This is a genomic window from Peribacillus muralis, assembly GCF_001645685.2.
Lineage (GTDB): Bacteria > Bacillota > Bacilli > Bacillales > DSM-1321 > Peribacillus > Peribacillus muralis_A.
This window is the reverse complement of sequence record NZ_CP017080.1, coordinates 4,208,739-4,231,454: the sequence shown is the minus strand read 5'-3', so window position 1 is coordinate 4,231,454 and position 22,716 is coordinate 4,208,739. Positions and strand designations below refer to the sequence as shown.

23 protein-coding genes are annotated in these 22,716 nt (G+C 42.8%); 17 read left to right on the top strand and 6 right to left on the bottom strand.

Annotated features, from left to right (window positions below; translation table 11 throughout):
- The first annotated feature begins 128 nt into the window (after positions 1–128).
- Entirely contained in the window at positions 129–845 is a 717-nt protein-coding gene (locus tag ABE28_RS20510) for a YebC/PmpR family DNA-binding transcriptional regulator (RefSeq protein ID WP_064462679.1), read from the top strand.
- Between the two features lie 95 nt (positions 846–940).
- On the opposite strand, the gene ABE28_RS20505 is transcribed toward ABE28_RS20510, so the two are convergent.
- A complete protein-coding gene (locus ABE28_RS20505; protein WP_064462680.1) occupies positions 941–2,347 on the bottom strand; it encodes a polysaccharide deacetylase family protein in 1,407 nt (468 codons plus the stop codon).
- Between the two features lie 185 nt (positions 2,348–2,532).
- Between ABE28_RS20505 and ABE28_RS20500 the strand changes: the two genes are divergently transcribed.
- Entirely contained in the window at positions 2,533–3,048 is a 516-nt protein-coding gene (locus ABE28_RS20500; protein WP_064462681.1) for an RNA polymerase sigma factor SigV, read from the top strand.
- Positions 3,033–3,905, top strand: coding sequence for an anti-sigma-V factor RsiV (locus ABE28_RS20495; RefSeq protein WP_064462682.1), 873 nt, complete (start codon positions 3,033–3,035; stop codon positions 3,903–3,905). Before ABE28_RS20500 ends, ABE28_RS20495 begins: the two co-directional genes overlap by 16 nt.
- Before the next feature lie 51 nt (positions 3,906–3,956).
- On the opposite strand, the gene ABE28_RS20490 is transcribed toward ABE28_RS20495, so the two are convergent.
- Positions 3,957–4,181, bottom strand: coding sequence for a hypothetical protein (locus ABE28_RS20490; protein WP_064462683.1), 225 nt, complete (start codon positions 4,179–4,181; stop codon positions 3,957–3,959).
- A 325-nt stretch (positions 4,182–4,506) separates the two neighbouring features.
- On the opposite strand from ABE28_RS20490, the gene ABE28_RS20485 reads away from it, so the two are divergent.
- The 12 genes from ABE28_RS20485 to ABE28_RS20440 all read left to right on the top strand — a co-directional run bounded on the left by ABE28_RS20485 (position 4,507) and on the right by ABE28_RS20440 (position 16,399).
- Positions 4,507–5,997, top strand: a complete 1,491-nt coding sequence (locus ABE28_RS20485) for a peptide MFS transporter (protein WP_064462684.1) — start codon at positions 4,507–4,509, stop codon at positions 5,995–5,997.
- A gap of 253 nt (positions 5,998–6,250) precedes the next feature.
- Positions 6,251–7,078, top strand: coding sequence for a hypothetical protein (locus ABE28_RS20480; protein ID WP_064462685.1), 828 nt, complete (start codon positions 6,251–6,253; stop codon positions 7,076–7,078).
- The gene (locus tag ABE28_RS20475; RefSeq protein ID WP_064462686.1) at positions 7,075–7,893 is read left to right on the top strand and encodes a hypothetical protein; all 819 of its coding nucleotides are present in this window, start codon (positions 7,075–7,077) and stop codon (positions 7,891–7,893) included. The genes ABE28_RS20480 and ABE28_RS20475 overlap by 4 nt, the downstream gene beginning before the upstream one ends.
- Before the next feature lie 85 nt (positions 7,894–7,978).
- Positions 7,979–8,143, top strand: a complete 165-nt coding sequence (locus ABE28_RS25290; protein ID WP_156775856.1) for a hypothetical protein — start codon at positions 7,979–7,981, stop codon at positions 8,141–8,143.
- 22 nt (positions 8,144–8,165) lie between these two features.
- Complete coding sequence (locus ABE28_RS25285; protein ID WP_156775855.1) at positions 8,166–8,330, top strand: hypothetical protein; 165 nt, start codon at positions 8,166–8,168, stop codon at positions 8,328–8,330.
- 92 nt (positions 8,331–8,422) lie between these two features.
- Positions 8,423–10,198 carry an asparagine synthase (glutamine-hydrolyzing) gene (gene asnB, locus ABE28_RS20470; RefSeq protein WP_064462687.1) on the top strand — a complete coding sequence of 592 codons (1,776 nt, stop codon included), beginning with the start codon at positions 8,423–8,425 and terminating at the stop codon, positions 10,196–10,198.
- Positions 10,188–11,036 (top strand): multinuclear nonheme iron-dependent oxidase, encoded by an 849-nt coding sequence (locus ABE28_RS20465; RefSeq protein ID WP_064462688.1) that lies wholly within the window; start codon positions 10,188–10,190, stop codon positions 11,034–11,036. Before asnB ends, ABE28_RS20465 begins: the two co-directional genes overlap by 11 nt.
- Positions 11,014–12,189: an aKG-HExxH-type peptide beta-hydroxylase gene (locus ABE28_RS20460; RefSeq protein WP_083232175.1), complete on the top strand. Its 1,176-nt coding sequence runs from the start codon at positions 11,014–11,016 to the stop codon at positions 12,187–12,189. Before ABE28_RS20465 ends, ABE28_RS20460 begins: the two co-directional genes overlap by 23 nt.
- A 61-nt stretch (positions 12,190–12,250) precedes the next feature.
- Positions 12,251–13,528: an MFS transporter gene (locus tag ABE28_RS20455; protein WP_064462690.1), complete on the top strand. Its 1,278-nt coding sequence runs from the start codon at positions 12,251–12,253 to the stop codon at positions 13,526–13,528.
- On the top strand, positions 13,525–14,772 hold the full coding sequence (locus tag ABE28_RS20450) for a M16 family metallopeptidase (RefSeq protein WP_064462691.1): 1,248 nt from the start codon (positions 13,525–13,527) through the stop codon (positions 14,770–14,772). The genes ABE28_RS20455 and ABE28_RS20450 overlap by 4 nt, the downstream gene beginning before the upstream one ends.
- A 9-nt stretch (positions 14,773–14,781) precedes the next feature.
- A complete protein-coding gene (locus ABE28_RS20445) occupies positions 14,782–15,984 on the top strand; it encodes a M16 family metallopeptidase (protein ID WP_064462692.1) in 1,203 nt (400 codons plus the stop codon).
- Positions 15,985–16,117: 133 nt separating this feature from the next.
- A complete protein-coding gene (locus ABE28_RS20440) occupies positions 16,118–16,399 on the top strand; it encodes a hypothetical protein (RefSeq protein WP_064462693.1) in 282 nt (93 codons plus the stop codon).
- A gap of 81 nt (positions 16,400–16,480) precedes the next feature.
- Here ABE28_RS20440 and bioA read toward each other — a convergent pair whose 3' ends face one another.
- The 3 genes from bioA to ABE28_RS20425 are packed head-to-tail and all read right to left on the bottom strand — an operon-like array spanning position 16,481 to position 19,130.
- Positions 16,481–17,863 carry an adenosylmethionine--8-amino-7-oxononanoate transaminase gene (gene bioA, locus ABE28_RS20435; RefSeq protein WP_064462694.1) on the bottom strand — a complete coding sequence of 461 codons (1,383 nt, stop codon included), beginning with the start codon at positions 17,861–17,863 and terminating at the stop codon, positions 16,481–16,483.
- Complete coding sequence (gene bioD, locus ABE28_RS20430; RefSeq protein ID WP_064462695.1) at positions 17,860–18,567, bottom strand: dethiobiotin synthase; 708 nt, start codon at positions 18,565–18,567, stop codon at positions 17,860–17,862. Before bioD ends, bioA begins: the two co-directional genes overlap by 4 nt.
- Positions 18,546–19,130, bottom strand: a complete 585-nt coding sequence (locus ABE28_RS20425) for a biotin transporter BioY (protein WP_064462696.1) — start codon at positions 19,128–19,130, stop codon at positions 18,546–18,548. The genes bioD and ABE28_RS20425 overlap by 22 nt, the downstream gene beginning before the upstream one ends.
- Before the next feature lie 288 nt (positions 19,131–19,418).
- On the opposite strand from ABE28_RS20425, the gene bioF reads away from it, so the two are divergent.
- Both bioF and bioB read left to right on the top strand, forming a co-directional pair.
- Positions 19,419–20,609, top strand: a complete 1,191-nt coding sequence (bioF, locus tag ABE28_RS20420) for an 8-amino-7-oxononanoate synthase (RefSeq protein WP_064462697.1) — start codon at positions 19,419–19,421, stop codon at positions 20,607–20,609.
- A 34-nt stretch (positions 20,610–20,643) separates the two neighbouring features.
- Entirely contained in the window at positions 20,644–21,636 is a 993-nt protein-coding gene (gene bioB, locus ABE28_RS20415) for a biotin synthase BioB (RefSeq protein WP_064462698.1), read from the top strand.
- 57 nt (positions 21,637–21,693) lie between these two features.
- Here the strand turns inward: bioB and ABE28_RS20410 are convergent, their stop codons facing one another.
- A complete protein-coding gene (locus ABE28_RS20410; RefSeq protein WP_064462699.1) occupies positions 21,694–22,614 on the bottom strand; it encodes a helix-turn-helix transcriptional regulator in 921 nt (306 codons plus the stop codon).
- Positions 22,615–22,716 lie beyond the last annotated feature (102 nt).

Below are 22,716 nucleotides of genomic sequence, written 5' to 3'. Positions count from 1 at the left end.
TGATGTATAATATAATCTAGTAAATGTATGGTCGACCTCGAACGGAATGCTCATGGGGATTCCCTAGTAGGCCAGATATCATCATAAGCTATTCGTATCTATTCAATGATGAAAGAGAGTGAAATATAATGGGTCGTAAATGGAATAATATTAAAGAAAAAAAGGCGTCAAAAGATGCAAATACAAGCAGGATTTATGCTAAATTCGGTCGGGAAATTTATGTAGTGGCTAAACAAGGGGAACCTGATCCGGAATCCAATCAGGCATTGAGGGTCGTGCTTGAGCGTGCCAAAACATACAATGTACCGAGGGCGATCATCGACCGTGCAATCGAAAAGGCAAAAGGCGGTTCGGAAGAGAGCTATGATGAACTTCGTTATGAAGGCTTCGGTCCAAATGGATCGATGGTCATCGTGGACGCATTGACAAATAACGTGAACCGGACGGCATCCGATGTACGTGCCGCATTCGGGAAAAACGGCGGGAATATGGGTGTCAGCGGATCTGTCGCTTATATGTTCGATGCAACGGCCGTAATTGGCGTTGAAGGGAAAACGGCTGATGATGTCCTGGAGCTATTGATGGAGGCGGATGTTGATGTGCGCGATATCATCGAAGAAGAAGAAGCGGTCATCGTTTATGCCGAGCCTGAACAATTCCATGCTGTGCAACAAGCATTCAAGGAAAACGGCATCATCGATTTTACAGTGGCGGAGCTGACGATGCTTGCACAAAATGATCTAGCGCTTCCGGAGGATGCACAAGCTCAATTCGAAAAAATGATCGATGCATTGGAAGATTTGGAAGATGTTCAACAAGTTTATCACAATGTCGATCTTGGTTAATGAAAAAAAAAGGGCAAACCCATGCATATGATCAAAGGTTTGCCCCATTTGCCTGCAAGCAAAGAGCCTGTTCCGAATGGACAGGCTCTTTACTTTTATTCATCTATGACGATTCCGGAAAGCTCACGGTCCTTCTGTACCTTCTCCAACTCCGAAATGGTGACCATTTGATAGCCTTTGTCATGAAGCTGCTTAATGATTTTTCCGGCAGCCTCAGCGCTGGTTTGGTAAATATCATGCATCAAAATGACCCTGCCATCTTTGGCTTTGTTCATTACATTGTTCACGATTTTCTTTTCATCGCGGTATTTCCAATCCTCTGGATCGACATCCCATAGTACGACCTTCAAATCATCCATATATTCACGTACGTTGGCGTTAATCGCTCCATATGGCGGGCGGATCAAGCTTGGCTCCATGCCAGTGGCTTTATCCACAGCTTCCTGGGTGCTTTTGATTTGATCCTTGATCTTCCCCTTGTCCAAGCGGGTCAGCTGTGGGTGATCCCAGGAATGGTTGCCGATTTCGTTACCTTGTTCGAGCATCTTTTGCAGAACCTCTGGATAATGCTGTACACGGTTTCCCAGCACGAAAAAGGTTGCATGTGCATCATATTTGTCCAAATCATTTAAGATGGACATGGTATGACTGGGGTGCGGGCCGTCATCGAAGGTTAAGGCAATGACCTTCTTGGCCGGGTCGATCCATTCGTTTTTCACAGGCAGCTTGGCGACGATATTCTTCGGCTGCCATTCCTTTACACGATCCTCATTCAATTCCTTACTTTGATAGGAATCTAGCAAACTATCTTTAAAAAGCCCCTTATTGATGGCAATCGTATGAACCTTAGTTGAATCGTCTGTCTTAACATAGAAAACGAGCGTATCTTTCAAAATTGAAAAAGAATCAAAGTTGGCTGCCGTCAGTTGGTTTTCCTTTTTAGTGAGACCCTGTGAATTTTCATTTTTTTCCCTGGCGGTTAACTCTTCAAAAACAATTTCGGATAGCACGGATAAATAATCACTATCCTTGGCAAAAATGTCTTCTATGGAGAGTTTCTGCCCGGAGGGGATATCATAAGTGAAGATTCGCGATTCGCTAAGCTCCTTTCCTTCTACCTGTTCATATTTATCGAAGGAAACGGTAAAGGTTTGCTTACTGAAATGGAGGATCGTATAAGTGAGGTTAAGCTCGGATGCCTTAGCGTCGGAGGACTTCCATTTCATTTCATAGTCCTTTATTTCTTTCTTAATGTAAGCTTCTAGTTCTTTGTCAATATTATCCACATGAATAACGGGCCTGCTTACGGAATATCCACCTTTAGTATCGTCCTTTACATACGTTTGGATATCGGCTTCCGGGTAATTTTTATCGTTGGTATACGCCGAAACGGTTTCCTTCTTATTGAAAGCAAGGCTTTTGAAGGCTAACCCCATCGTACCTGCTGCCGCTATTAGACAAAATAGAAAAATAAAGACTTTTTTATAATTTAATCTCCTCATGATGCACTCCACCTCGTTTATCATTCTACTATATAGACGCGCCAAAAGCCTTAAAAGTTTGTAAAAAATTTCATTAATCCATATGAAAATATTTCCTTATGAAATTTCAAACTTTTCCTGCTTTTCATGCGTCTATCCTTTGTACCTAGGATACGTAATTTAAAGGTAAGGAGCTCTTTTTAGCAATGAAGAATCTAGATATGAATCAATTACTAGCAGCTAGAATAACCGAACGGCAAGATAATTTGTACAGACTTGCCTTTTACTATATCAAGAACCAGGAGGATGCCCTCGATATCGTCCAGGAATCAATCAGGAAGGCCCTGACCTCAAGCAATAAAATCAAAGATGCAGCATCCATAGATAGTTGGCTTTACAAAATCATCGTCAGGACGTCACTTGATGTTATACGGAAAAAAAAGAAGCTGACCGTCACAGATGATGAAACAATCGAATACTTGCGCAGCGGCGAGGAAGATCACTACCCTGATCTTGATTTGCAAAGGGCGCTCGAAGGGCTTTCGCTCAAGTATCGAACGATTATCATCCTTCGTTTTTTCGAAGACCTGAAATTGGAGGAAATAGCGGAGGTTCTGGAAGAGAACGTAAGCACGGTTAAAACAAGGCTGTATAAAGCACTGCAGCTATTGCGGGCCAACATGACTGAACAGGGGGAAACGAAAAGATGGAAAAAGAATTAAAGGAACTGCGTGACGAGTACCTTCAGACACCTATACCCAAGGAATTGAAAGATGTCGTTCAAGCTGCCCTTAATGAAAAGCCAAGGAAGAAGCCGAAGGTTGGCAGGAACATCTTGCTCTCAGCGGCAGCTGCCCTTCTGATTGTGACGGCATCCGTGAATATAAGTCCGGCAGTGGCGAAAGCGATGAGTGATATTCCGTATATGGAAAAAATCATCAAAGTGATTACATTCGTCGAATGGAAGGAACAAATCAATAATTCCTCGGCCATCATCAGGACGCCAGCCATTTCCGGTCTGGAGAATAAACGGCTTGAACAAAGCTTGAATGATAAGTACTTATCCGAAAGCAAGCAGCTCTACAAGGAGTTCACCGATTCCATGGCAAAGCTGAAAGAAGGGGAAAAAGGAAATCTTTCCGTTGAAAGCGGATATGAAATTTTGACCAATAATGAAACGATCTTATCCGTAGAGCGATATATCGATACAATCTCCGCTTCCAGCTCTACGGAAAGTCGATTCGATACAGTGGATAAGAAAAACGAGGTGCTGTTGACGTTGAACAGCTTATTCAAGGACGATCGCTATCTTCAGGTTATAAGTGATAACCTCAAGGAACAGATGAAGCAGCAAATGGCAGCCGATCCGGATAAGATCTATTGGATTGAAGAAGGAGATGATATTCCGGTCTTCAAAGGCATTGATGAAAAGCAAAGCTTCTATATAAACAAGGACGGCAAGCTTGTCATCGCTTTCGATAGCTTTGATGTTGCCCCAGGATATATGGGGGCGGTCGAGTTCATCATTCCGACCAAGGTCATATCAGGACTGCTTGTCGGTGATCAATACATTCATTAGACCGAGCTGAATGTTACTATACTCAAAAAAAGACGAACCAACGTTACCTGACTACAGTAACCTTGGCTCGTCTTTTTTTGAGGTTAAGTTCATCTGATCCAGTTCCAGCCTCATCTTTTCCGTCTCCAAAAGGAAGTTTTCATGTTTAAGTTTTTCGAGCTCCAATTGGTCCTTGAGCATAGATTGCTTCATTTGGGTTTGTTTTTGGAAGTGGCTTGTAATGATGGCGATTATGGGAATGGAAAAGATCATCACAACGGATATGGTCCCGGTCATTTTTTTGCCTCCTTGTTTTGATTACTACCATTATACGGGGTAACTACCGATTTTGGTTCAGATTTTTTTTGAACAGGCCATTTCATTTTTTTATTGCAGTAACTATAAACAGATATATATATGGTAATAGAGGGGGGAAGTTAGGGCAATATATCATTAATGGGAGAAGTGCCTTTATTGAAAAGGTTTACATTTTTTAGGAAGTTTGAATGTAAAGGAAAGGCACTACATAATTAGTTTGAAATTAATTATTTAAATATACTAAATATTTGTTTACAAAGATGAAAAATAAAGTTATTATACAATAATATAAGGGGGGCTAGGTATGGCAACGATTAATAAACAGAAAATTGTGGATAGTGTACCTCAAAAAGGTTTTTTTGGTAATCCTAAAGGATTATTCACACTTTTCTTTACTGAGTTCTGGGAGCGATTCTCCTATTATGGCATGAGGGCCATTCTTGTTTACTATATGTATTATGAAGTTTCAAAAGGGGGATTAGGCCTTGATGAAACGACGGCCCTTGCCTTAGTATCCATTTATGGATCTTTGGTTTACATGTCCGGAATCATTGGCGGCTGGCTCGCCGATAGGATTTTCGGGACTTCGAAGGCCGTATTCTACGGGGGAATCTTGATCATGCTCGGACATATCGTCCTTGCCATGCCAGGTAGTCTCTCCATGTTCTTTGTTTCCATGGTACTCATCGTTCTGGGTACAGGTCTCTTAAAACCAAACGTCTCCAGCATCGTCGGAGAAATATACGCGGAAAATGACGAACGCCGGGATTCCGGTTTCAGCATATTCTATATGGGTATCAACGCAGGGGCATTTATTGCACCGCTGGTTGTTGGTTCAGTTACGGGCTATAGCTTCCATCTTGGTTTTGGTTTAGCTGCAGTTGGTATGTTAATTGGTCTAATCGTTTTTGTTGCCACAAAGAAAAAGTACCTTGGACTTGCTGGAACGATTCCGGCCAATCCTTTATCACAAGATGAAAGGAAAGCGACACTCACTAAAATTGGAATCGCTGCACTGATTGTAGCTGTCATCATCGTCATCAGTGCCGTTACAGGTATCTTGACAATCAAGACCTTTATTAATCTTGTAGGTATTCTAGGGATCGTCATCCCGACGCTTTATTTCATATTCATGTATCGCAGCCCGAAAACGACTTCCGTCGAGCGTTCCCGCTTGATCGCCTATATTCCTTTGTTCATCGCAGCAGTCATGTTCTGGGCGATTCAAGAGCAAGGAGCTACCATCTTGGCAAACTATGCAGACAAACGGACACAGTTGAACTTTGCCGGAATTGAAATAAAACCGGCCTGGTTCCAATCATTGAATCCGTTGTTCATCATTACCCTTGCACCAGTATTCGCCTGGTTATGGATTAAGCTAGGCAAGCGTCAGCCGACCATCCCGCAAAAATTCTCTTTAGGCTTGCTGTTTGCCGGTTTATCGTTCCTGGTGATCCTGCTTCCCGTTTACTTTGGGGGTTCACAGTCATTAGTTAATCCATTATGGCTTGTACTTAGCTACTTCCTGGTCGTGCTTGGCGAGCTTTGTTTATCGCCGGTCGGACTTTCTGCCACGACGAAATTGGCTCCGGCTGCCTTCTCGGCACAAACGATGAGCCTGTGGTTCCTGGCAAGTGCAGCAGCGCAAGCATTGAACGCGCAAATCGTCAGATTCTACACGCCGCAAACCGAAATGGCCTACTTTGGCGTGATTGGTGCAGCTTCAATCATCCTTGGACTGGCCCTTCTGGCTCTATCACCAAAAATTCAAGGCTTCATGAAAGGCATTCGCTAAGGCGAGGCCAGTCAGCTTATCAGCAATAAGATATGGAGAAGATGACCTTTAACCGGGTCATCTTTTTTTGTTAAAAACGAACCTAATAACAGATCGATGTCCATCTCATTTGCCCTCAAGCATCTCTATGTATATAGCCAGCAATCCCATTGGTTACGATATTCCTCATCTTTTTTTATATTTTCATCGTAACACTCCAAATTCCTCATTTTCCATAAATATGTAGATTTTGACAAATGTTTGTAATAATATCATGTATATGAAAAGTCAATTTTCCGAAAACGAGGTGAGGGAAATAATTAAAAAAATCGTGCATATTGAAGATTCGGGTGTTGCGCTGGATCAGGGGGAGCTTATAGGAGAATTCCCCATTGACTCTGTGATATTCAGTAACATGATGTCTGATAGGACGATGAATGCTTCGAAAATGATTTATTCCCGGTATGGTATCAAAACTACTTTAGCAATGCCGTATACAGGGAAAGATTCGATTTTATTAAACGATTATGTAAGCTTGATAACGGAATTGAATATCGATCAAGTAGTCCTGAAGTTTGGTAGCTGGGGGATCAATCATTCCTTCATGGATCCTGGTGGATTCCAGCATCAAAATCAAAAGTCAATCGAAGATTTACAATCATGGATTTCAGATTTCAAAAAAAAATATGACATTCCGATTTATTTACATCCAATTCGGCAATTATCATTGCATCCCCCATCCTTTTATGAAAAGGTCATCACTGAGTTGAGTGACTTACAGGTTCCCTTATCAATCGATTTAGGCTTGGTATTGTCAGATTGTAAAAATTGGGGGCCGGCATATAAAAAAGAAATGATTGCTTTGCTGCTGAGTAACCCTTCCATATCAATGTTTTGGTTAAGCGCTGTCAGGAAAGCTGGAGATGCTTTCATCCCGTGTGCTTGTGAGAGTGTCGATGATCAAATATGGGAAATGCTTGATCTATTGTTAGGGGATGATGCCTCACTGATCTTAATGACCGACAGACTGTCCAGTGAAGTGCAAATCACCTCGGATGTAAGAAAACTAATGAATGTAAAGGGAGCTGTGCCTAAAACATGAGTACATCGGTTAAGCATGAGATGGCGCTACAGGATTTGCTTGTGAAAATGAGCATCGATCCAAAGTGGGGCCCGGATCTCAAGAATGGGAAATTCCAACAAACAGTAAAAAAAATGAACATGGAAGAACTTCTTCAAATAAATATAAGTGCATTCCATTCAGAAAGAAAAGGAAGATGGTTACAAATTTTAGCCCAGCTGACACCGATGTTTTCCATGGGCATTCCATTGTTAAAGGAAGAATTAAGCATTTCCAGTGATAATGAATTGATGGAAACAAGCGCATTCAACGAATTCTTTTCATCTCCTTTTTTATGGAACATCGAATTCAGCATTCCCCACCCACTGGGTTATGGAAAAGGAATAGAAAAAGCGACTGCTTTCATTTATTTTCTTAGATCTTACAAGGAAATGCTTCCGGTAAAACTTATGGAGCTTTTTGAATTGGAGTATGCCATATTCAAAGCTTCTTATAAATTGCCTAGCAAAAATACTTCCTCAATGGATGGGATGCTCTATAAGAATACTTCAGCGACAATCATGAACACGAATTATGATGTTTTAAGTGTAATTGAGGGTAGTGGCGACTTTCATGGACTATTACCATACGAATCTTTTTATATCGTTTCGCCATTGAATAAGACCTATAGAATAAATTCGGATTACTATCATCTTTTAACTTCTTTTGAGGAAGGTCATGCAACGGATGATCTTACTGATTCTGAACGGAATATAATAGCTTCCGCATTAACACTCAGAATACTCTGCTCGAACCCAATGGATATAGAAGAACAGCTGATTACCCATAAACGCTAGCGATCAATTATTTCGTACATGGATATGATATGGCGCACCAATTCAATAATAAATGTTACTACATAGTGAGGAGGGAGGAATATATATGGATAAATCAATCAAAAACCAAGATGTACAAGCTGAAAAAAAAGAACTTTCCTTAAATGAGCTGCAAGAGCTTGTTGCTCCCGGTTTTCTTGAAGCGAACCCGAATGGCGGCTTAACGGATGCCGTGCTAGGCCAGTTGCTTGGACCACGTACGGACAACTAATTCAAAAGGAGGCGAGGATCATATGGAAGATACAAAGAAGAATCCTGGACTTAATAAAGATAATAAAGAACTTTCATTGAATGAATTGCAAGAACTTGTTGCTCCTGGTTTTCTTGAAGCCAATCCGAACGGTGGCTTGACGGATGCCGTATTAGGTCAGCTGCTTGGACCGCGTGTAGATAATTAAAAAGTATGAAAACTAGTATGTAAATTTATTATGTTGGTGCGTCATATCATATCCATGTATGCATTTTGCTTATTACAATTTGGAGGTATAACATGTGCGGGATATCGGGATTTTTTGGAAGGGACGATAATAAACCTCTATATGTGAAGTCTTGTTTAAATGAAATGAAGCACCGGGGACCTGATGATTGCAGCATTGCGGAATTTGATGAAATCGCCATGGGAACAGTTAGATTGTCCATTAGGGATTCAAGTGAAAAAGCCAATCAGCCATTCGTAAGTTCATCTGGACGGTGGATCATCACCTTCAACGGGGAAATAAATAATTTTCAACAACTGCGACATGAGTTGAAGCGTTGTTGGGCAACGGAATGCGATACAGAAGTTTTGGCAGAGCTTTTTGAAGCGTTCGGGAAAGAAGGGCTGCAAAAATTAAAAGGGATGTATGCCATTGCCGCTTTCGACACGCATACGGACAAACTTTTCTTAGCACGGGATTTTCCGGGGATCAAGCCGCTATATTGGATGAAAACGAAAACAGGCGCATATATCTATGCTTCGGAATTCCCTGCTCTCCTTAATACATTGAAAGCCTTGAATGAAGATTGTGAAATGACGAAAGACCAAGTGTATGAATATCTCATGTACCGGGATACACTGCTTGAGCCCAATACTCTGATCGATTCCATAAAAAAGGTCTCACCGGGGGAAATCCTCGAATTAAGTCTGGATAAAGGGGTCATTTCAAGTAAGGTGTCAAATGTTTATGAAAAAAAAGAGCCCATGGATTTAGAAAGGCTTTTTACCAAAGCCATTACAAGTGTAATTGAACCGAAACAGAAAATGGGGATGTTTCTTTCAGGAGGTGTCGATTCCAGTACCGTTTTATCAGAATTGGTATCGCAAGGAGCCAATGTCGAGGCAATTACTTTAAGATATGAAAAAACAGGTGCATTTTCTTATTCCGAAGTGCCCTTTAGTAAGTATGTCTGCGGATTTTTGAATGTTCCTTTGCATGAAGTGATTCTAAAGGAACAAGATTTTATTGACTTGTTGCCCCAAGCGTTAGCCAACCAAGACGGATTATCGATGGATCCGACGATAGTCGCCTACTATGCCTTGGGCGAAGCGGCAGAAAAAAGGGGCCTGAAGACTGTTATTACAGGAACAGGCAGCGATGAAATATTCGGGAGCTATGATTGGCTGCATTCGGATTCAATAAAACAGTTTGACCATTGGATGAAATCGGCTACCACCAAAAATCTTTTAAGGCTGGATGATCAAATCTGGAAAAATATAAGTGATTCAAGTTTTCAGGACCGCAAACATAAAATTGAAACATTCATGTCTGCTGGAGGGAATTTAGGCGACGCAATCCGGCTCTTCGGCTTTTATCATTTAGAAGCTGATGCACTGCCACGGGTCGATCTTGGGACAATGAATTCCTCAGTGGAGTGCAGAGTGCCTTTGCTGGACCAAGATTTTGTCCATGCCGCCCTATCCATGCCGCCTGACAAGGAAAAAAGCCTTTTTCGCAGTCTCAGTAAGAATAGAATTCCCCTTGAAATACAACAAAGGCCAAAATGCGGATTTCCGCATCCTGTATTTATATGGATGAAGCATGGTCAATTAGGAAGGGTTGCTTATGACTTTTTAAAAGTAAGCCAGCTGAAAGACGTCATCCATTTTGAAGAATTGGATAAGTTCCTGAATGATGGCTCAAGCCTTTTAGGGAGGAATCCTTCTGCCCACTTATATGATTTGGGGAGCTCGTTCTGGTATCTATACAGTTTTGCATTATGGTGTGAGATACATAAGGTGAAATTGCCTAATTTGAAGCAGCGTAAGGAGGTATATTATGAAAACTGAAACACTACTGACAAATGAAGCGATTTCAGGTAAGAGATTAGGGATCGGAGTTGCCTGGATAGACTCTCCGGAATATTTGGAGTTCATAAACAAAGAGTTGGATCCTGCCTATCATTATATTGAGGTGCACCTACCATCCAATATTGAAAATGTGCCATCGAATTTTGAGAAGATAGCTCATTGCAGCACGCTGCCATTGGCTGATTTACATGAACCGACAAGGAAGATAATAAAGGATGTTTTTCAGCAAGCCAAGGAAATCGAAGCCCATTGGATAGGTGAGCATCTTTCAATATTGGGAACGACAGATGGGCTTCAATTCGGTTATATTTTTGCCCCGATTAAAGATGAAGACCTGAAGAGTAGAGTGATAAGAAGGATAAAAAGTTATCAAGAAACCTATGGAATTCCTTTTGTCATTGAATTGGGCCCCCGCTATCATGATTGGGGGGGAGTCGATGTGCTGGAGGATTATATCTTACTGAAAGAGATTTCCATTGAAGCCAATATTCCTATCATTCTCGATATTCCTCATACATGGGCAACCGCCAAAGCCTTTAATAAATCATTTGAGGAATTGTTAAGCTTCTTAAAAGGCGCCCATATTGCCGAAATCCATATTGGAGCCAGTGGCGTATCCAATAAAGGGCAGATTTCATTTGAGCAAAGCTGGAATCAGTTGGTCATCTGCCTTGATATGTTCCCTGATGTTCGGGGCATCACGATCGAGCTGGGAAAAAATACGAAAACGGAAGACTATTGCCATACAATAAGAGAGGTATCTAAAAGATTTCAAAGCAGTAAATGGAGGATAAATGATGAAAACAATCGATTTTAAGAATTTATTGACTCCGGCTCGTTCGAATATTGGCAGTGATGTTCATAAACAATTACTTTCTCTTAGAAATATTAAAGCGTTAGAGTCAATCGTTCATGCAAATGAGGAGGAGGAAAATCTAAATTGGCTGGGAGAGGCAATCGTCCTGCTCAAGACTTGCGATGCAACGGAAAGAGATCATGTTCTGAATACACCTTATGTTTACTTATGGATTGCAAGGTATGAAGGTTTCCCTTCCATGGACGAAACGGAAAAGCAAACTTGGCTTTGGAACGGGTTTGTGCACATATTCTTACAATTGAACATTAAGGGAAATCATGCGCTGGAAAATGCAGAGCTCCAATTCATCGTGAAGCCAAAGGATCTTTTTTTCATGAAGGATGTGACAGGGAATCAAGCTTCCAAAGAAATCTTGGTCATAATCGAAAATAACCATATCACCTTTGAAGTGGAGAATGTACTGTACCATTTCAATGCTCAAGAATTTCATAAAGCGATGAATGGTCCGTTCATTACGAATGAAGTTTTTTGGTTTGAAGAGTATGTTAACATTGCATCCACTGCTGAATTGCGCATGAATATGGAAACCGCTGATATTGTATCCGAAGACATTAAGAAGTCGTTTGAAGAAGCGTTGCAATTAATCAAAATCACATGGCCTGAAATGTTTGACGAGATTGATGGGAATATAGGCAACATCGTATTTTTTAACCCGCCTGGTTTGCCTTTCTTTTCTGATTTTCGAGTCCATGGCACCATCTTTGCATGCCATGTTACAAGACCTGTGGTGAAAATTGCTGAATGGATAATCCACGAAGCAAGCCATAATAGATTGAATACGCTTATGTGCGCGAGGCCTCACCTTTTCAACGATATGAAACCGATTTACACGTCACCATGGCGAGATGAATTAAGGCCGTTATACGGTATTTACCATGGATGTTACGTTCATTGCAGAGTATTGCATTTCTATCGGCTATTGGAGCAAAATCGGGCAACGTACAATGATGTATCAATAGAAGCGGAAATAGAGAGAATCGGCAAAGAGCTGCAACTCGGTTTGTCCACGATCAAAGACCATGCTTCATTGTCTCCTGATGGTGAATTGCTTGTACATGATATGCAAAGCTTGGTTATGGCTGATTCCGATTAACGAGTGAAACTTGAAAGTGTTAGAAGGTCATTATAGATCCAATTCAGTTGGGGGTATCTTATTGCATTTATTACATTCATATAAGAAATACACACCATTATTAAATGAAAAAAGGTTTGCTTATTTATGCTTATCGGAGTCTCTGTCTACCCTTGGGAACATGGCCCAAGGGATAGCCCTTGCAGCATATATTTTCACTTTATCCCAGTCGATACTCATCTTTGGTCTATTTCTCATCATTCGTTTCGCCCCGCAATTTTTACTATTTTCCATAGCCGGGAATATAGTTGATAAATATTCAAGACGGTACACCTTAACGATCATTAATCTATTATTGGCTTTACTGACATGTGTAATGGCTTTTAATGCTCATAGTACAGCCATCATCCTTATCATCACGCTTCTGATCGGGATCATCGAGCTGCCATATCATCCTGCGCTGTCCTCAAGCATTCCAGCTTTGGTGAAGAAAGATCAGCTAGGGCTAGCCAATGGTCTAATCGGGATATTGACAAGTATAGCCAGAGTGATCGGTTCAGCAATCGCCGCTTTCGGTTTATTGAATGACACAGTGATCGGTTTATTGATTTTCAATGCGATTACATTTTTCATTGCCGGAATGATCACTTGGACGAAACTCCCCACTGCCAATGAAGATAGTGATTCAGTCCCGATGGAGGGTGGTAGTGAGGAAAGCAACAGTCCCGTGCAGAGCGGGCTAAGCACCAGTATTACCTATATCAAAAGACACGCGGTTCTAAAAAACCTGATTTTCGGCTCGTTTTTAGTATGGGGATGTCTAAGTATCACAGATGTTTTGCTAGTTCCCTTATTGAATTCCACGATTCAAGGCGGTGAAAAGTATTATGGGATATATCGATTCATTGCTGCTCTAGGCATGCTGATCGGAAATTATTTGGCTGTTCCGTGGAGAGATCGATACTTGTCTTTGAAAAGAACCAAATATGGATATGTCGTCCCGTTAGTCATTTTATCATTAAGCAGTATGGGCATTGCTTTCTCACCGTTCATATTAGGACCGATATTATATTTATTTTTATGGATAGCGATGTTCCTTCCTTCCAATTTATTGAATGTTGAACTTCAATCCACCCCGAATAACATTAGGGGTAAGGTCATCTCCATAGCGGATGCATTGGATGGGATTCTCTTCATTCTATTAACCGGGCTTTTACCTTATTTATCTCATTTCATAAGCGTGAAAAAATTGCTGATAGCTGCTTCATTCCCCTTCGTGGTTATAAGCTTGATTTTAACTTATAGCTTCATAAGATCCATTTATATCAATAAAAAGAACAAAGGCTTGGAGTTAACATGAGAAATGATTTTGTAACCAGGGAGCATGGGAATTTCAGCTTTCATCTTTTGTCATCGGAGAAGTATGTTCAAACGACGATCGCCGTGAGGATGTATGTAGATCTTGATGAGAAAGTGACTACTGGTGCTGCATTATTGCCCTACATATTACTTCATGGAAGTGAACGATTTAGAAATAACTTTATCATCCAATCGAAGCTGGATGAAGAATACGGGGCGAAACTAGGAGTCTTCATCGATAAAAAAGGAGATAAGCAGGTTTTATGTTTGTCATTAAAGTTTTACAACCAAAAGCATAAAAAGATCAAACCGGAAATATTGACGATACTGCATGATTTATTAACTCAGCCATTAATAACCAAGAAATCCGTTGAACTTGAAAAAAAGCTCCATTCACGGAGGATCCAAAATGAGATTTTCAATGCGTATAATCATTCATATAAAAAGAGCCTCTTATATTTACATGGAAACGGGCAAAAGTTGTATATCGATAAGGTAGGCTCAATTGAGGACATCGAAACGTGGAATGAGTCCAAGCTGCGGAATCTTCACCAAAAGATACTTCACGAAGCCCCCATACATCTATACGTTATCGGTGACATGGATGAAGAAGAGGTGTTCGAGCAGTTAAGCAGATGCTTATGGAGAGGTACCGCAGGATCGCACCATTCCATGATTCCCCCAAAACCAGTGAAAAGCCTTATAAAAACCTATCATTGCGAAAAATTCCAGTCCGAACATGCGATCATCACAGCATGTTCCAGTACCGGCGGAATAACGTTGAAAAGTGAAAAATATCCGGCATTGGTAGTGTTCAATCGCCTTTTAGGCGGGCTCCCGCATTCGCGGTTATTCATGAATGTAAGGAACCAGCTCCAGGCAGCTTACTTGATTACAAGCATACTGGACGCAATCAATGGCCTTCTGTTCATCCAAACGGTCATTGATCCTGCTTCTGAAGAATTGGTCCTTAGGAGAATATTTAAAGAGGTTAAGTCGATAAAAGAAGGCGATTGTAGCCAAAAAGAATGGAGAGCTACGATCAAAACATTGAAAAATAGCTATAAACTTTCTCAAGACTCCCCCATTAGCTTAATCGATTTTCATCAAAATGGGATAATCAGCGGGAAAGTTAGGACCATGACTGAAATGATTGATTGCATCGATCGTTTAGAAGTACAGGATATCCAGGAAGCAGCCCAAGTTTTTCAAGGCTATTCCATTTATACTTTGGGAGAGGGATAAGGATGACCGATGTTTGCTGGTAGTCGTATAGAAAAAAAGAACATAAGCGGGTTAGACACGCTGTTGGTAAATAAGAAAGGTTTTCTCGAAAATTATATTCTCCTATCGGTCGGATTTGGAGGGGGGGATAGCCAGTCCCATCATATCCCCTATGGAACGGCACATTTTTTAGAGCATCTCATTATTCAAAATGGCCAATTCGACGCCATACATGAATTTGGCGAAATCGGAGCTTCTCTAAATGCCAGTACGAATTTTGAAAGGACTTCATTTGCAGTATCCTGTACGGAACAGCTTGAATTGAATATTAAAATGATTCTAAAACTTGTCCAATCGATTTCGATTACAAATGAGAGCGTGGAAAAAGAAAAAAAAATCATCAAGCAGGAGATTTTGCAAATACATAGTAATCGAAGAACGAGCTGTTACACTAGTTTATTATCTGATTTATATGGGAAAGAAAGCGGGTTGGCGCAACCGATCATCGGAAATTTGGAAAGTGTAGAATCAATGGATGCTTCCATGCTGGAGATGTGTTTTCATAAATTCTATTCTATGGAAAATATGAAAATCATCATAATAGGAGATATACATCCTGAAGAGGTCCATGCCGTCATCCAACTTGAACTCGGAAATTCCGCTTTAAAAGATAAAGAACGATATTTGCCATTCATACCAGTCAAAAGAGAGAGCTTGAAAATCGAAGCGATTGATAGCAACCAATCGGTTCTCTCATGGGGGAATGCGACCAGTGATGGAAGTGATGCGGGAAATCCCGATCGCGATATCCGTAAGGAATTCAGCATTAGAATCGGGTTGGAAATTCTTTTTGGCAGGACATCTGAATTTCAGCAAAAAATCCATGACCATGGTTTTGTAGATGGAGGCATTGATGTAAAATACGATATTTCCGATAGATATTGCTTTTCCTCATTAAGCACAATTACGACCAAGCCATCCGAGCTGATGGAAGAAATCCATACAACAAAAAAGAATGTACGAAAGAAAAGCATCGGTGATGTTGAATTCTTCATTTCGAAACGAAGGATCATCGGGAGGATAATCGATGTATATGATCACCCAGCCAAGTTAGCCAATTCTATCCTTGATTATTCCAGTAGAGGGCTGGATTTTTCCGGGGTACTTGACGTAATCAATGCGATTACAAAAAAAGAGGTCATCGATGCATTACATTCCCATATGTTAAACTGAAAAGCGAGAGACAATAAATTCCTTTAACCTGATTGTTGAACATCCTGGATAGATATTGTTTGCTTCGGATAAAAAGGGGATTCGTCATAATTAATATACGAGCTCATTCCAAATGAAGCGTAAGGAGATACACATGAAACGACTGCTTGGCATATGCATATTTCTGCAAATTGCCTTCATCCTGCTTTACCTCACGGGAATTCTCCCGACGTTGAACGCGTATGCCGGTGCCATCCTATGCTTGACCATCGGATGTGCTAGTTTTTTGATCAGCTTATATTTGGCAGGCAAGAAATACAGCTTGGGCATTTCGTTCGGGGCATTCATCTTTTCCTTATTCATCATTTGTTTGACCATTTTCATTTACTTTCTGCCAGAGGCGGGAATACCGCCGGAGATTCCTTTGTTTGATTGAAGCGTCATATTTGGCATAGGGACAGGATGGCAAACTACAAAAAAAACCGGAACGATGTACTTGTTCCGGTTTCTTTCGATTTTAGTTTGCTGCTTGGATCAATCCTTTTTCGAGAACCACTTCTTGTATCGAGCGGTAAACCGTGTCGACCATGGCAGTCAATTCCGCTTCGGACATGGCCAGGATCGGCATCATCGTGATGACGGGGCCAAGCTCCCGGATGATCAGTCCATGTTCCCGTGCCTTAATGATGATTTCGGAAACGATATTCTCTTGAAGCGGGAACGTCTCTTTTGTTTGGCGGTCTTTGACGATTTCCACTCCTATCATCAGCCCGCGCTGGCGGACATCGCCGACGATGGGAAAATCGTATAGCGCCTGGAGTTTTTTTGTAAGCTGCCTGGCCTTCTTCTGGATGTCATGAATTAGCCCGCGCTCCTCCATCAGCTCGATGTTCTTCAGCGCCAATGCGCAGGCGAGCTGGTTCCCTGTATAGGTATGGCCATGATAAAAGGTTTTATGCTCCTCACGCTCTCCCAAGAACGATTGGAAAATCTGATCGTTCATGATGGTCGCCGCAAGGGGCATATAGCCGCCAGTGATCCCTTTGCCCATGCACATGATATCCGGTACGACATCTTCTTGCTCGCAGGCGAACATCGTACCGGTGCGTCCGAATCCTACCGCCACTTCGTCGCAAATCAAAAGGACATCGTACTGCCTGCATAGAATTTCGACCTCCTTCAAAAAACCATCTGGATGGGTGATGATGCCTGCCGCGCCCTGGACAAGCGGCTCGATGATCAAGCCGGCAATTTGTGCGGATTGCTGCTGCAGCAGCTTCTCCAATTCGTTCAGACAATGATTTTTCACCGCTTCTGTATCGAAGTATTCAGTCATGTGATAGGCATATGGTGAAGGGACGGAGATGCGTTCGAATAAGAGGGGCTTGAAGATCCGATGATATAGGTCCATGCCGCCCACGCTTACAGCTCCAACGGTATCGCCGTGGTATGCTTCGTCAAGGGAGACGAATTTGTTTTTATGCCGATACTTGTCGGGATCGATATTCTGCCAATATTGATAGGCGACTTTAAGGGCGATTTCGACAGCCGCGGATCCTGTGTCAGAGTAGAAGACCTTCGATAAATGCCCGGGTGTGATCTCCGCCAGTTTTTTTGCCAGCAAAATCGAAGGGACATTTGCTGATCCGAGCAGCGTCGAGTGCGCGATTTTGTTCACTTGTGCAATAAGGGCACCATTGAGCTCCGGCTCGTTATGGCCGTGGACATTCACCCATAAGGAAGCATAGCCGTCGAGGTAGCGATTGCCCTCGACATCGATCAGGTAGCTGCCCTCACCTCGCTCGATGATTAACGGCTTGCTTTCGCGATACGTTTTCATTTGGGTGAACGGATGCCAGACATATTCTTTATCCCATTGCTCCAATAAATTATGGTTCATGCTGTGAACACCTCTTTCAGTTGTTGGATATATCCCTGGTCATCAAGAAGGTCGAGGGTTAGGGGCCTCAAGTCTTTTCTGACATCGGCAAACGTGGGCAGGCAGGCAAGAGCCTCTAGATTTGTCAGCTTTTCGATCGTTTCGATATTGTCGCGATGTATTAGATTTTCTGGCCGGTAATGGTTATAAATGATCGTTTTAACAGGAATATCGTGGGTGCGGGCATAGGATTGCGCCGTCACGACTTGATGAATCGCACCCAATCCACATGTTGACACGAATATGACAGGCATGCCGCAATCCTTGATGAAATCCTTCGTCATATAGAAATCAGATTCCCGTTCAATGAGCGGTACGGCCAATCCACCTGCACCTTCGACCAGAACGATGTCATACAGCCCCTCAAGTTCACGGACCCTTTTCACGGCTTTTTTCTCATCGATTGGATGTCCAGTCAATTTGATCGCCAAATGCGGCGAGGTTTCAGGTTCAAGTGTATAAAATCCTGTATCTTTAACACCGAGTTCTTCCTCGAACCAGGAAATGTCCGGGTATGTATTATTTTCCTCAATGATTCCGGTTTGGAAAGGCTTGAATATCGTGACGCTTTTCCCCAATGCTTGTAGTGATAGATAAAGGGCACTTGTGATGATCGTTTTCCCGATATCCGTTCCGGTTCCGGTTATAAAGTAGGCTTGGCCCATGGGTGATTCAGCTCCTTTACGTTGATATATTTTGATAGGCGCGGACGTACTTGATGTATGATGACGGCACATAGTATGCACAGCAATATGTCACCGGGTGCCGGTATGATGAAGCCGTAAAGCACCGTTTGGTAGAGGGAAAGCGGCGCTTGTGCCACCCACTTCATTGCGCCATACAGCCAGATGCAGCCGAATAAATAAACGGTCAGCAATGTAGCGGCATTAGCAAGGAAGATGGAACGGATCGCCGAGAGATTGAAACGGTAGATCAGCCAGCCGTTTACAAAGGCTCCAAGGATATATCCGAGCAAATACCCGAAAGTTGGTTTGAATAGGTAACCCAATCCCCCGCCCTCCGCGAACACCGGCACCCCGAGGAGTCCGATCCCGACGTAGCATAATATACTGAGTGAGCCAAGGCGGGGCCCAAGCAATGCTCCTGCCAAGTAGACTGCCAGAATCTGCAGCGTGAATGGGATGTAAGGGACAGGTATTTTAACGGCGGCGCCAATTGCCGTTAACGCAGTAAAAAGGGCGACATAAGAAATCGATCTTGCTTTCACGTTATTAACCTCCTTTATTTAAAATGGCAGGCAAAATGCCCACTACTAGTTTGCCTGATTGATATTTTATATGTCAACTATTTTATTATTTAGTTAACATATAAGTGTTTGATATGCAGCGATTAAACGGACGGGGAAGGAAGAAGGTGAGAAGTAGTGATTGGAAAATAATTTATTGTATGATATTATTCGTAAATATGTTAACTGTTTATTTATTTAGTTAACATATAATAGAATGGGAGGTTCGTATATGATCGCACGATTGATGAGTGACGAGGGTGCTGCAGGATGATTTGGGAGCAGGAATTGGCAGCGTTAAAAGAAAAGGGACTATATCGAAAGTTACGCTCGGTTGAAACGTTGAACGATGATGGACAGGCTTTGGTGAATGGACAAAAAATGTTGATGTTTGCCTCCAATAATTACTTGGGACTAGCACAGGATCAACGAGTGATCGAGGCATCGATACAGGCGACCGAAAGATTCGGGGCTGGCTCGACAGGCTCCCGATTGACCACTGGCCATTCCATCATCCATGAAGCCCTTGAAGGAAAACTGGCACAATTCAAGCAAACGGAAGCGGCGATCGTGCTGAATACAGGATATATGGCGAATATGGCAGTATTGACGACCATTGTAGGTGAGGGTGATCTTATCTTATCGGATGCAGGCAATCATGCGAGCATCATCGACGGCTGCCGTCTATCCCGTGCAAAAACCGTGATATACAGTCACGCTGATTTGGACGATTTGGAATTGAAACTGCAGGGCCATCAAGGCTTCAAAAAAACCTTGATCGTGACCGATGGCGTTTTCTCGATGGATGGTGATATCGCTCCGCTCCCTGGCATCGTCAATCTTGCCAAACGCTACGGAGCCCTGATCATGATGGATGATGCACACGCGACTGGTGTGTTGGGCAAGGACGGCAGGGGAACCTCCGAGCATTTTGGATTGAAGGGGAAGGTGGATATCGAGATGGGGACACTATCCAAAGCGATAGGAGTGGAAGGAGGCTTCGTTGCAGGAAGCAGGTCTTTAATAGACTATCTCTTAAATAAAGCGAGACCATTCATCTTCTCTACCGCACTATCTCCTGGCGTAGTCGCCGGTGCATCGGCTGCAGTCGATATCATCATGACCGAACCTGAACGCAGAGTGCGCCTTCAAAACATGAGTCGGCATCTTTATGAGGAATTAACCTCCCTAGGCTACACGGTGACGGGGGGAGAAACGCCGATTCTTGGCATCATTTGCGGGAAGCCGGAGCAAGCCACGCTCCTTTCAAAGGAATTACATAAGCATGGAATTTATGCACCCGCGATTCGACCGCCAACAGTTCCGGATGGGACTTCCCGCATTCGTCTCACCTTGATGTCGCAGCATCGGGAGCGACATATCGATCACGTTATATCTGCGTTCAAAGCAATCCGTGCCAATGATACGGATAGTGTGGATAAGACGTTACCAATTGGATGAAATGATAATAGTTAATGGAAAAGAGGGATTGAATATGGAAACAGTAGTAAGCGATTGGAAGAGGTTAGCCGAAAGCGTGATCAAGGGGCATGAAGTGACAGCCAAAGAGGCTTTATCGATCGTACAAGCCTCTGATGATGAGGTTTTGGACATTTTGAATGCAGCTTACCTCATCCGCAGGCACCATTATGGGAAAAAGGTGAAATTGAATATGATCATCAATACGAAATCGGGTTTATGTCCAGAGGATTGCGGCTACTGCTCGCAGTCGATCGTCTCGGAGGCACCAATCGATAAATATGCGTGGCTGACCAAAGAGAAGATTGTCGAGGGTGCGCAAGAATCGATCCGCCGTAAAGCGGGCACGTATTGCATCGTTGCCTCCGGACGGCGTCCAACGAACCGGGAAATAGATCATGTCATCGAAGCCGTGAAGGAAATCCGCGGAACGACCGACCTCAAAATCTGCTGCTGCTTAGGCTTCCTGAATGAAGAGCATGCCGGGAAACTAGCAGCTGCCGGGGTTCATCGCTACAATCACAACCTGAATACATCACAGGAAAACTACGGGAAAATTACATCGACACACACATATGAGGACAGGGTGGAAACGGTCGAAGCTGTAAAGGATGCCGGCATGTCCCCTTGCTCAGGTGCCATTTTCGGTATGGGGGAATCTGAAATGGAGGCAGTGGAAATCGCCCTTTCCCTTCGCGGTCTGGATGCGGACTCGATTCCTTGTAATTTTCTCAATGCCATTGACGGTACGCCGCTTGAGGGAACCTCCGAGCTGACTCCCAATACATGCTTGAAATTGATTTCCATGATGAGATTCGTTAACCCAAGTAAAGAAATCCGTCTCGCAGGGGGACGTGAAGTCAACCTCCGATCGATGCAGCCCATGGCCCTTTACGCCGCCAATTCCATCTTTGTCGGTGATTATTTAACGACAGCCGGTCAAGAACCGACGGCAGATTGGGGCATCATCGAAGATCTCGGGTTTGAAATAGAAGAATGTGCCCTTTAGGTCGGATGGAGCCGCCGATAGCAAAAAGGAAGGCCGCTGCTGCAGTAGCCTTCCTCTTTAAAATGTCTCGTGAATGACGGAGCCGGTCCTCGAAATATCATAATCACCTAGAGCATCGATTTCCGCTTGAAACGGAATCGAGGTCAATATCGTTTTGACGGTAGTGATGAGCTCCTCGTTTGTTGAAGTTTTCAATAAAACAAGGTCGTAGCGTTCCGTTATCAGTGGAACGAAATCGACTCCAACCAGTTTAGCCGCCTTTTCAATTCCAACACCAACGTCCGCAGCCCCGGATGAAACGGCCGATGCGACACTTAAATGGTTGGTTTCCTCGTTTTCATATCCTTTAAGGTTTTTAGCCGGAATGTTGTTGATCCGTAACTGCTCATCAAGAAGGATTCTTGCACCAGATCCCCTCTCCCGATTGATGAAGGTCAGCTTATCATTGTTTAAATCTGACCAGGTGGCGAGCTTGAAGGGGTTCCCTTTTTTTACGTATAAGCCTGCCTTCCTTGAAAGGAGGTTAAGCAAAATGTAGGGATGGCCAACCAAGATTTTTTTTATATAAGGAAGATTGTATTCTCCTGTATCACCATCGAACATATGTAAGCTGACGATTTCCGCTTCGCCATTGTACATGGAAATCAATCCGTTCAAGCTTCCTTTGTGGGATCGTAATGCCTTATGGCCGGAATTTTTCTCGATATACTGCCCAAGTAAATCCAGCACCATGTCCTGTCCGCTGATGACAAGGGGGGAGGCATCCTTTGCTTCGGCCCGCTTTGGCCCAGGCGCTGTATAGGCTGGAGACTTGCTGTCGGCGATATACTTCTCCAAGTCCTTTGCATCCATCCTCATTTGCCTGCCAACGCGAAATACAGGCAGTTCCCCTTTTTTAACTAGATCATAGATCGTCAATTTGGATACTTTCAATAGCTGTGCAACTTCTTCGATTGTATAGGATAGCTCCTGTTTCATGTGCATCCCTCCTTCCTTATTGTAGCTTAGTGCCCGTAAAAAAGTAAATTCTCAAAGAAAGGGGGATTGATTAAAAACATAAATTCGTTTTATACTATTTAT

Excerpts from the sequence above, each read along its gene's own strand:
- ABE28_RS20485 (WP_064462684.1), top strand. The coding sequence starts at position 4,507 with ATGGCAACGATTAATAAACAGAAAATTGTGGATAGTGTACCTCAAAAA.
- ABE28_RS20440 (WP_064462693.1), top strand. The coding sequence starts at position 16,118 with ATGAAACGACTGCTTGGCATATGCATATTTCTGCAAATTGCCTTCATC.
- bioB (WP_064462698.1), top strand. The coding sequence starts at position 20,644 with ATGGAAACAGTAGTAAGCGATTGGAAGAGGTTAGCCGAAAGCGTGATC.
- ABE28_RS25290 (WP_156775856.1), top strand. The coding sequence starts at position 7,979 with ATGGATAAATCAATCAAAAACCAAGATGTACAAGCTGAAAAAAAAGAA.
- bioD (WP_064462695.1), bottom strand. The coding sequence starts at position 18,567 with ATGGGCCAAGCCTACTTTATAACCGGAACCGGAACGGATATCGGGAAA.
- ABE28_RS20460 (WP_083232175.1), top strand. The coding sequence starts at position 11,014 with ATGATGAAAACAATCGATTTTAAGAATTTATTGACTCCGGCTCGTTCG.
- ABE28_RS20480 (WP_064462685.1), top strand. The coding sequence starts at position 6,251 with ATGTATATGAAAAGTCAATTTTCCGAAAACGAGGTGAGGGAAATAATT.
- ABE28_RS20500 (WP_064462681.1), top strand. The coding sequence starts at position 2,533 with ATGAAGAATCTAGATATGAATCAATTACTAGCAGCTAGAATAACCGAA.
- ABE28_RS25285 (WP_156775855.1), top strand. The coding sequence starts at position 8,166 with ATGGAAGATACAAAGAAGAATCCTGGACTTAATAAAGATAATAAAGAA.
- ABE28_RS20475 (WP_064462686.1), top strand. The coding sequence starts at position 7,075 with ATGAGTACATCGGTTAAGCATGAGATGGCGCTACAGGATTTGCTTGTG.
- ABE28_RS20510 (WP_064462679.1), top strand. The coding sequence starts at position 129 with ATGGGTCGTAAATGGAATAATATTAAAGAAAAAAAGGCGTCAAAAGAT.
- ABE28_RS20450 (WP_064462691.1), top strand. The coding sequence starts at position 13,525 with ATGAGAAATGATTTTGTAACCAGGGAGCATGGGAATTTCAGCTTTCAT.
- ABE28_RS20490 (WP_064462683.1), bottom strand. The coding sequence starts at position 4,181 with ATGACCGGGACCATATCCGTTGTGATGATCTTTTCCATTCCCATAATC.
- ABE28_RS20445 (WP_064462692.1), top strand. The coding sequence starts at position 14,782 with ATGTTTGCTGGTAGTCGTATAGAAAAAAAGAACATAAGCGGGTTAGAC.
- ABE28_RS20495 (WP_064462682.1), top strand. The coding sequence starts at position 3,033 with ATGGAAAAAGAATTAAAGGAACTGCGTGACGAGTACCTTCAGACACCT.
- ABE28_RS20465 (WP_064462688.1), top strand. The coding sequence starts at position 10,188 with ATGAAAACTGAAACACTACTGACAAATGAAGCGATTTCAGGTAAGAGA.
- ABE28_RS20410 (WP_064462699.1), bottom strand. The coding sequence starts at position 22,614 with ATGAAACAGGAGCTATCCTATACAATCGAAGAAGTTGCACAGCTATTG.
- ABE28_RS20505 (WP_064462680.1), bottom strand. The coding sequence starts at position 2,347 with ATGAGGAGATTAAATTATAAAAAAGTCTTTATTTTTCTATTTTGTCTA.
- bioF (WP_064462697.1), top strand. The coding sequence starts at position 19,419 with ATGATTTGGGAGCAGGAATTGGCAGCGTTAAAAGAAAAGGGACTATAT.
- asnB (WP_064462687.1), top strand. The coding sequence starts at position 8,423 with ATGTGCGGGATATCGGGATTTTTTGGAAGGGACGATAATAAACCTCTA.
- bioA (WP_064462694.1), bottom strand. The coding sequence starts at position 17,863 with ATGAACCATAATTTATTGGAGCAATGGGATAAAGAATATGTCTGGCAT.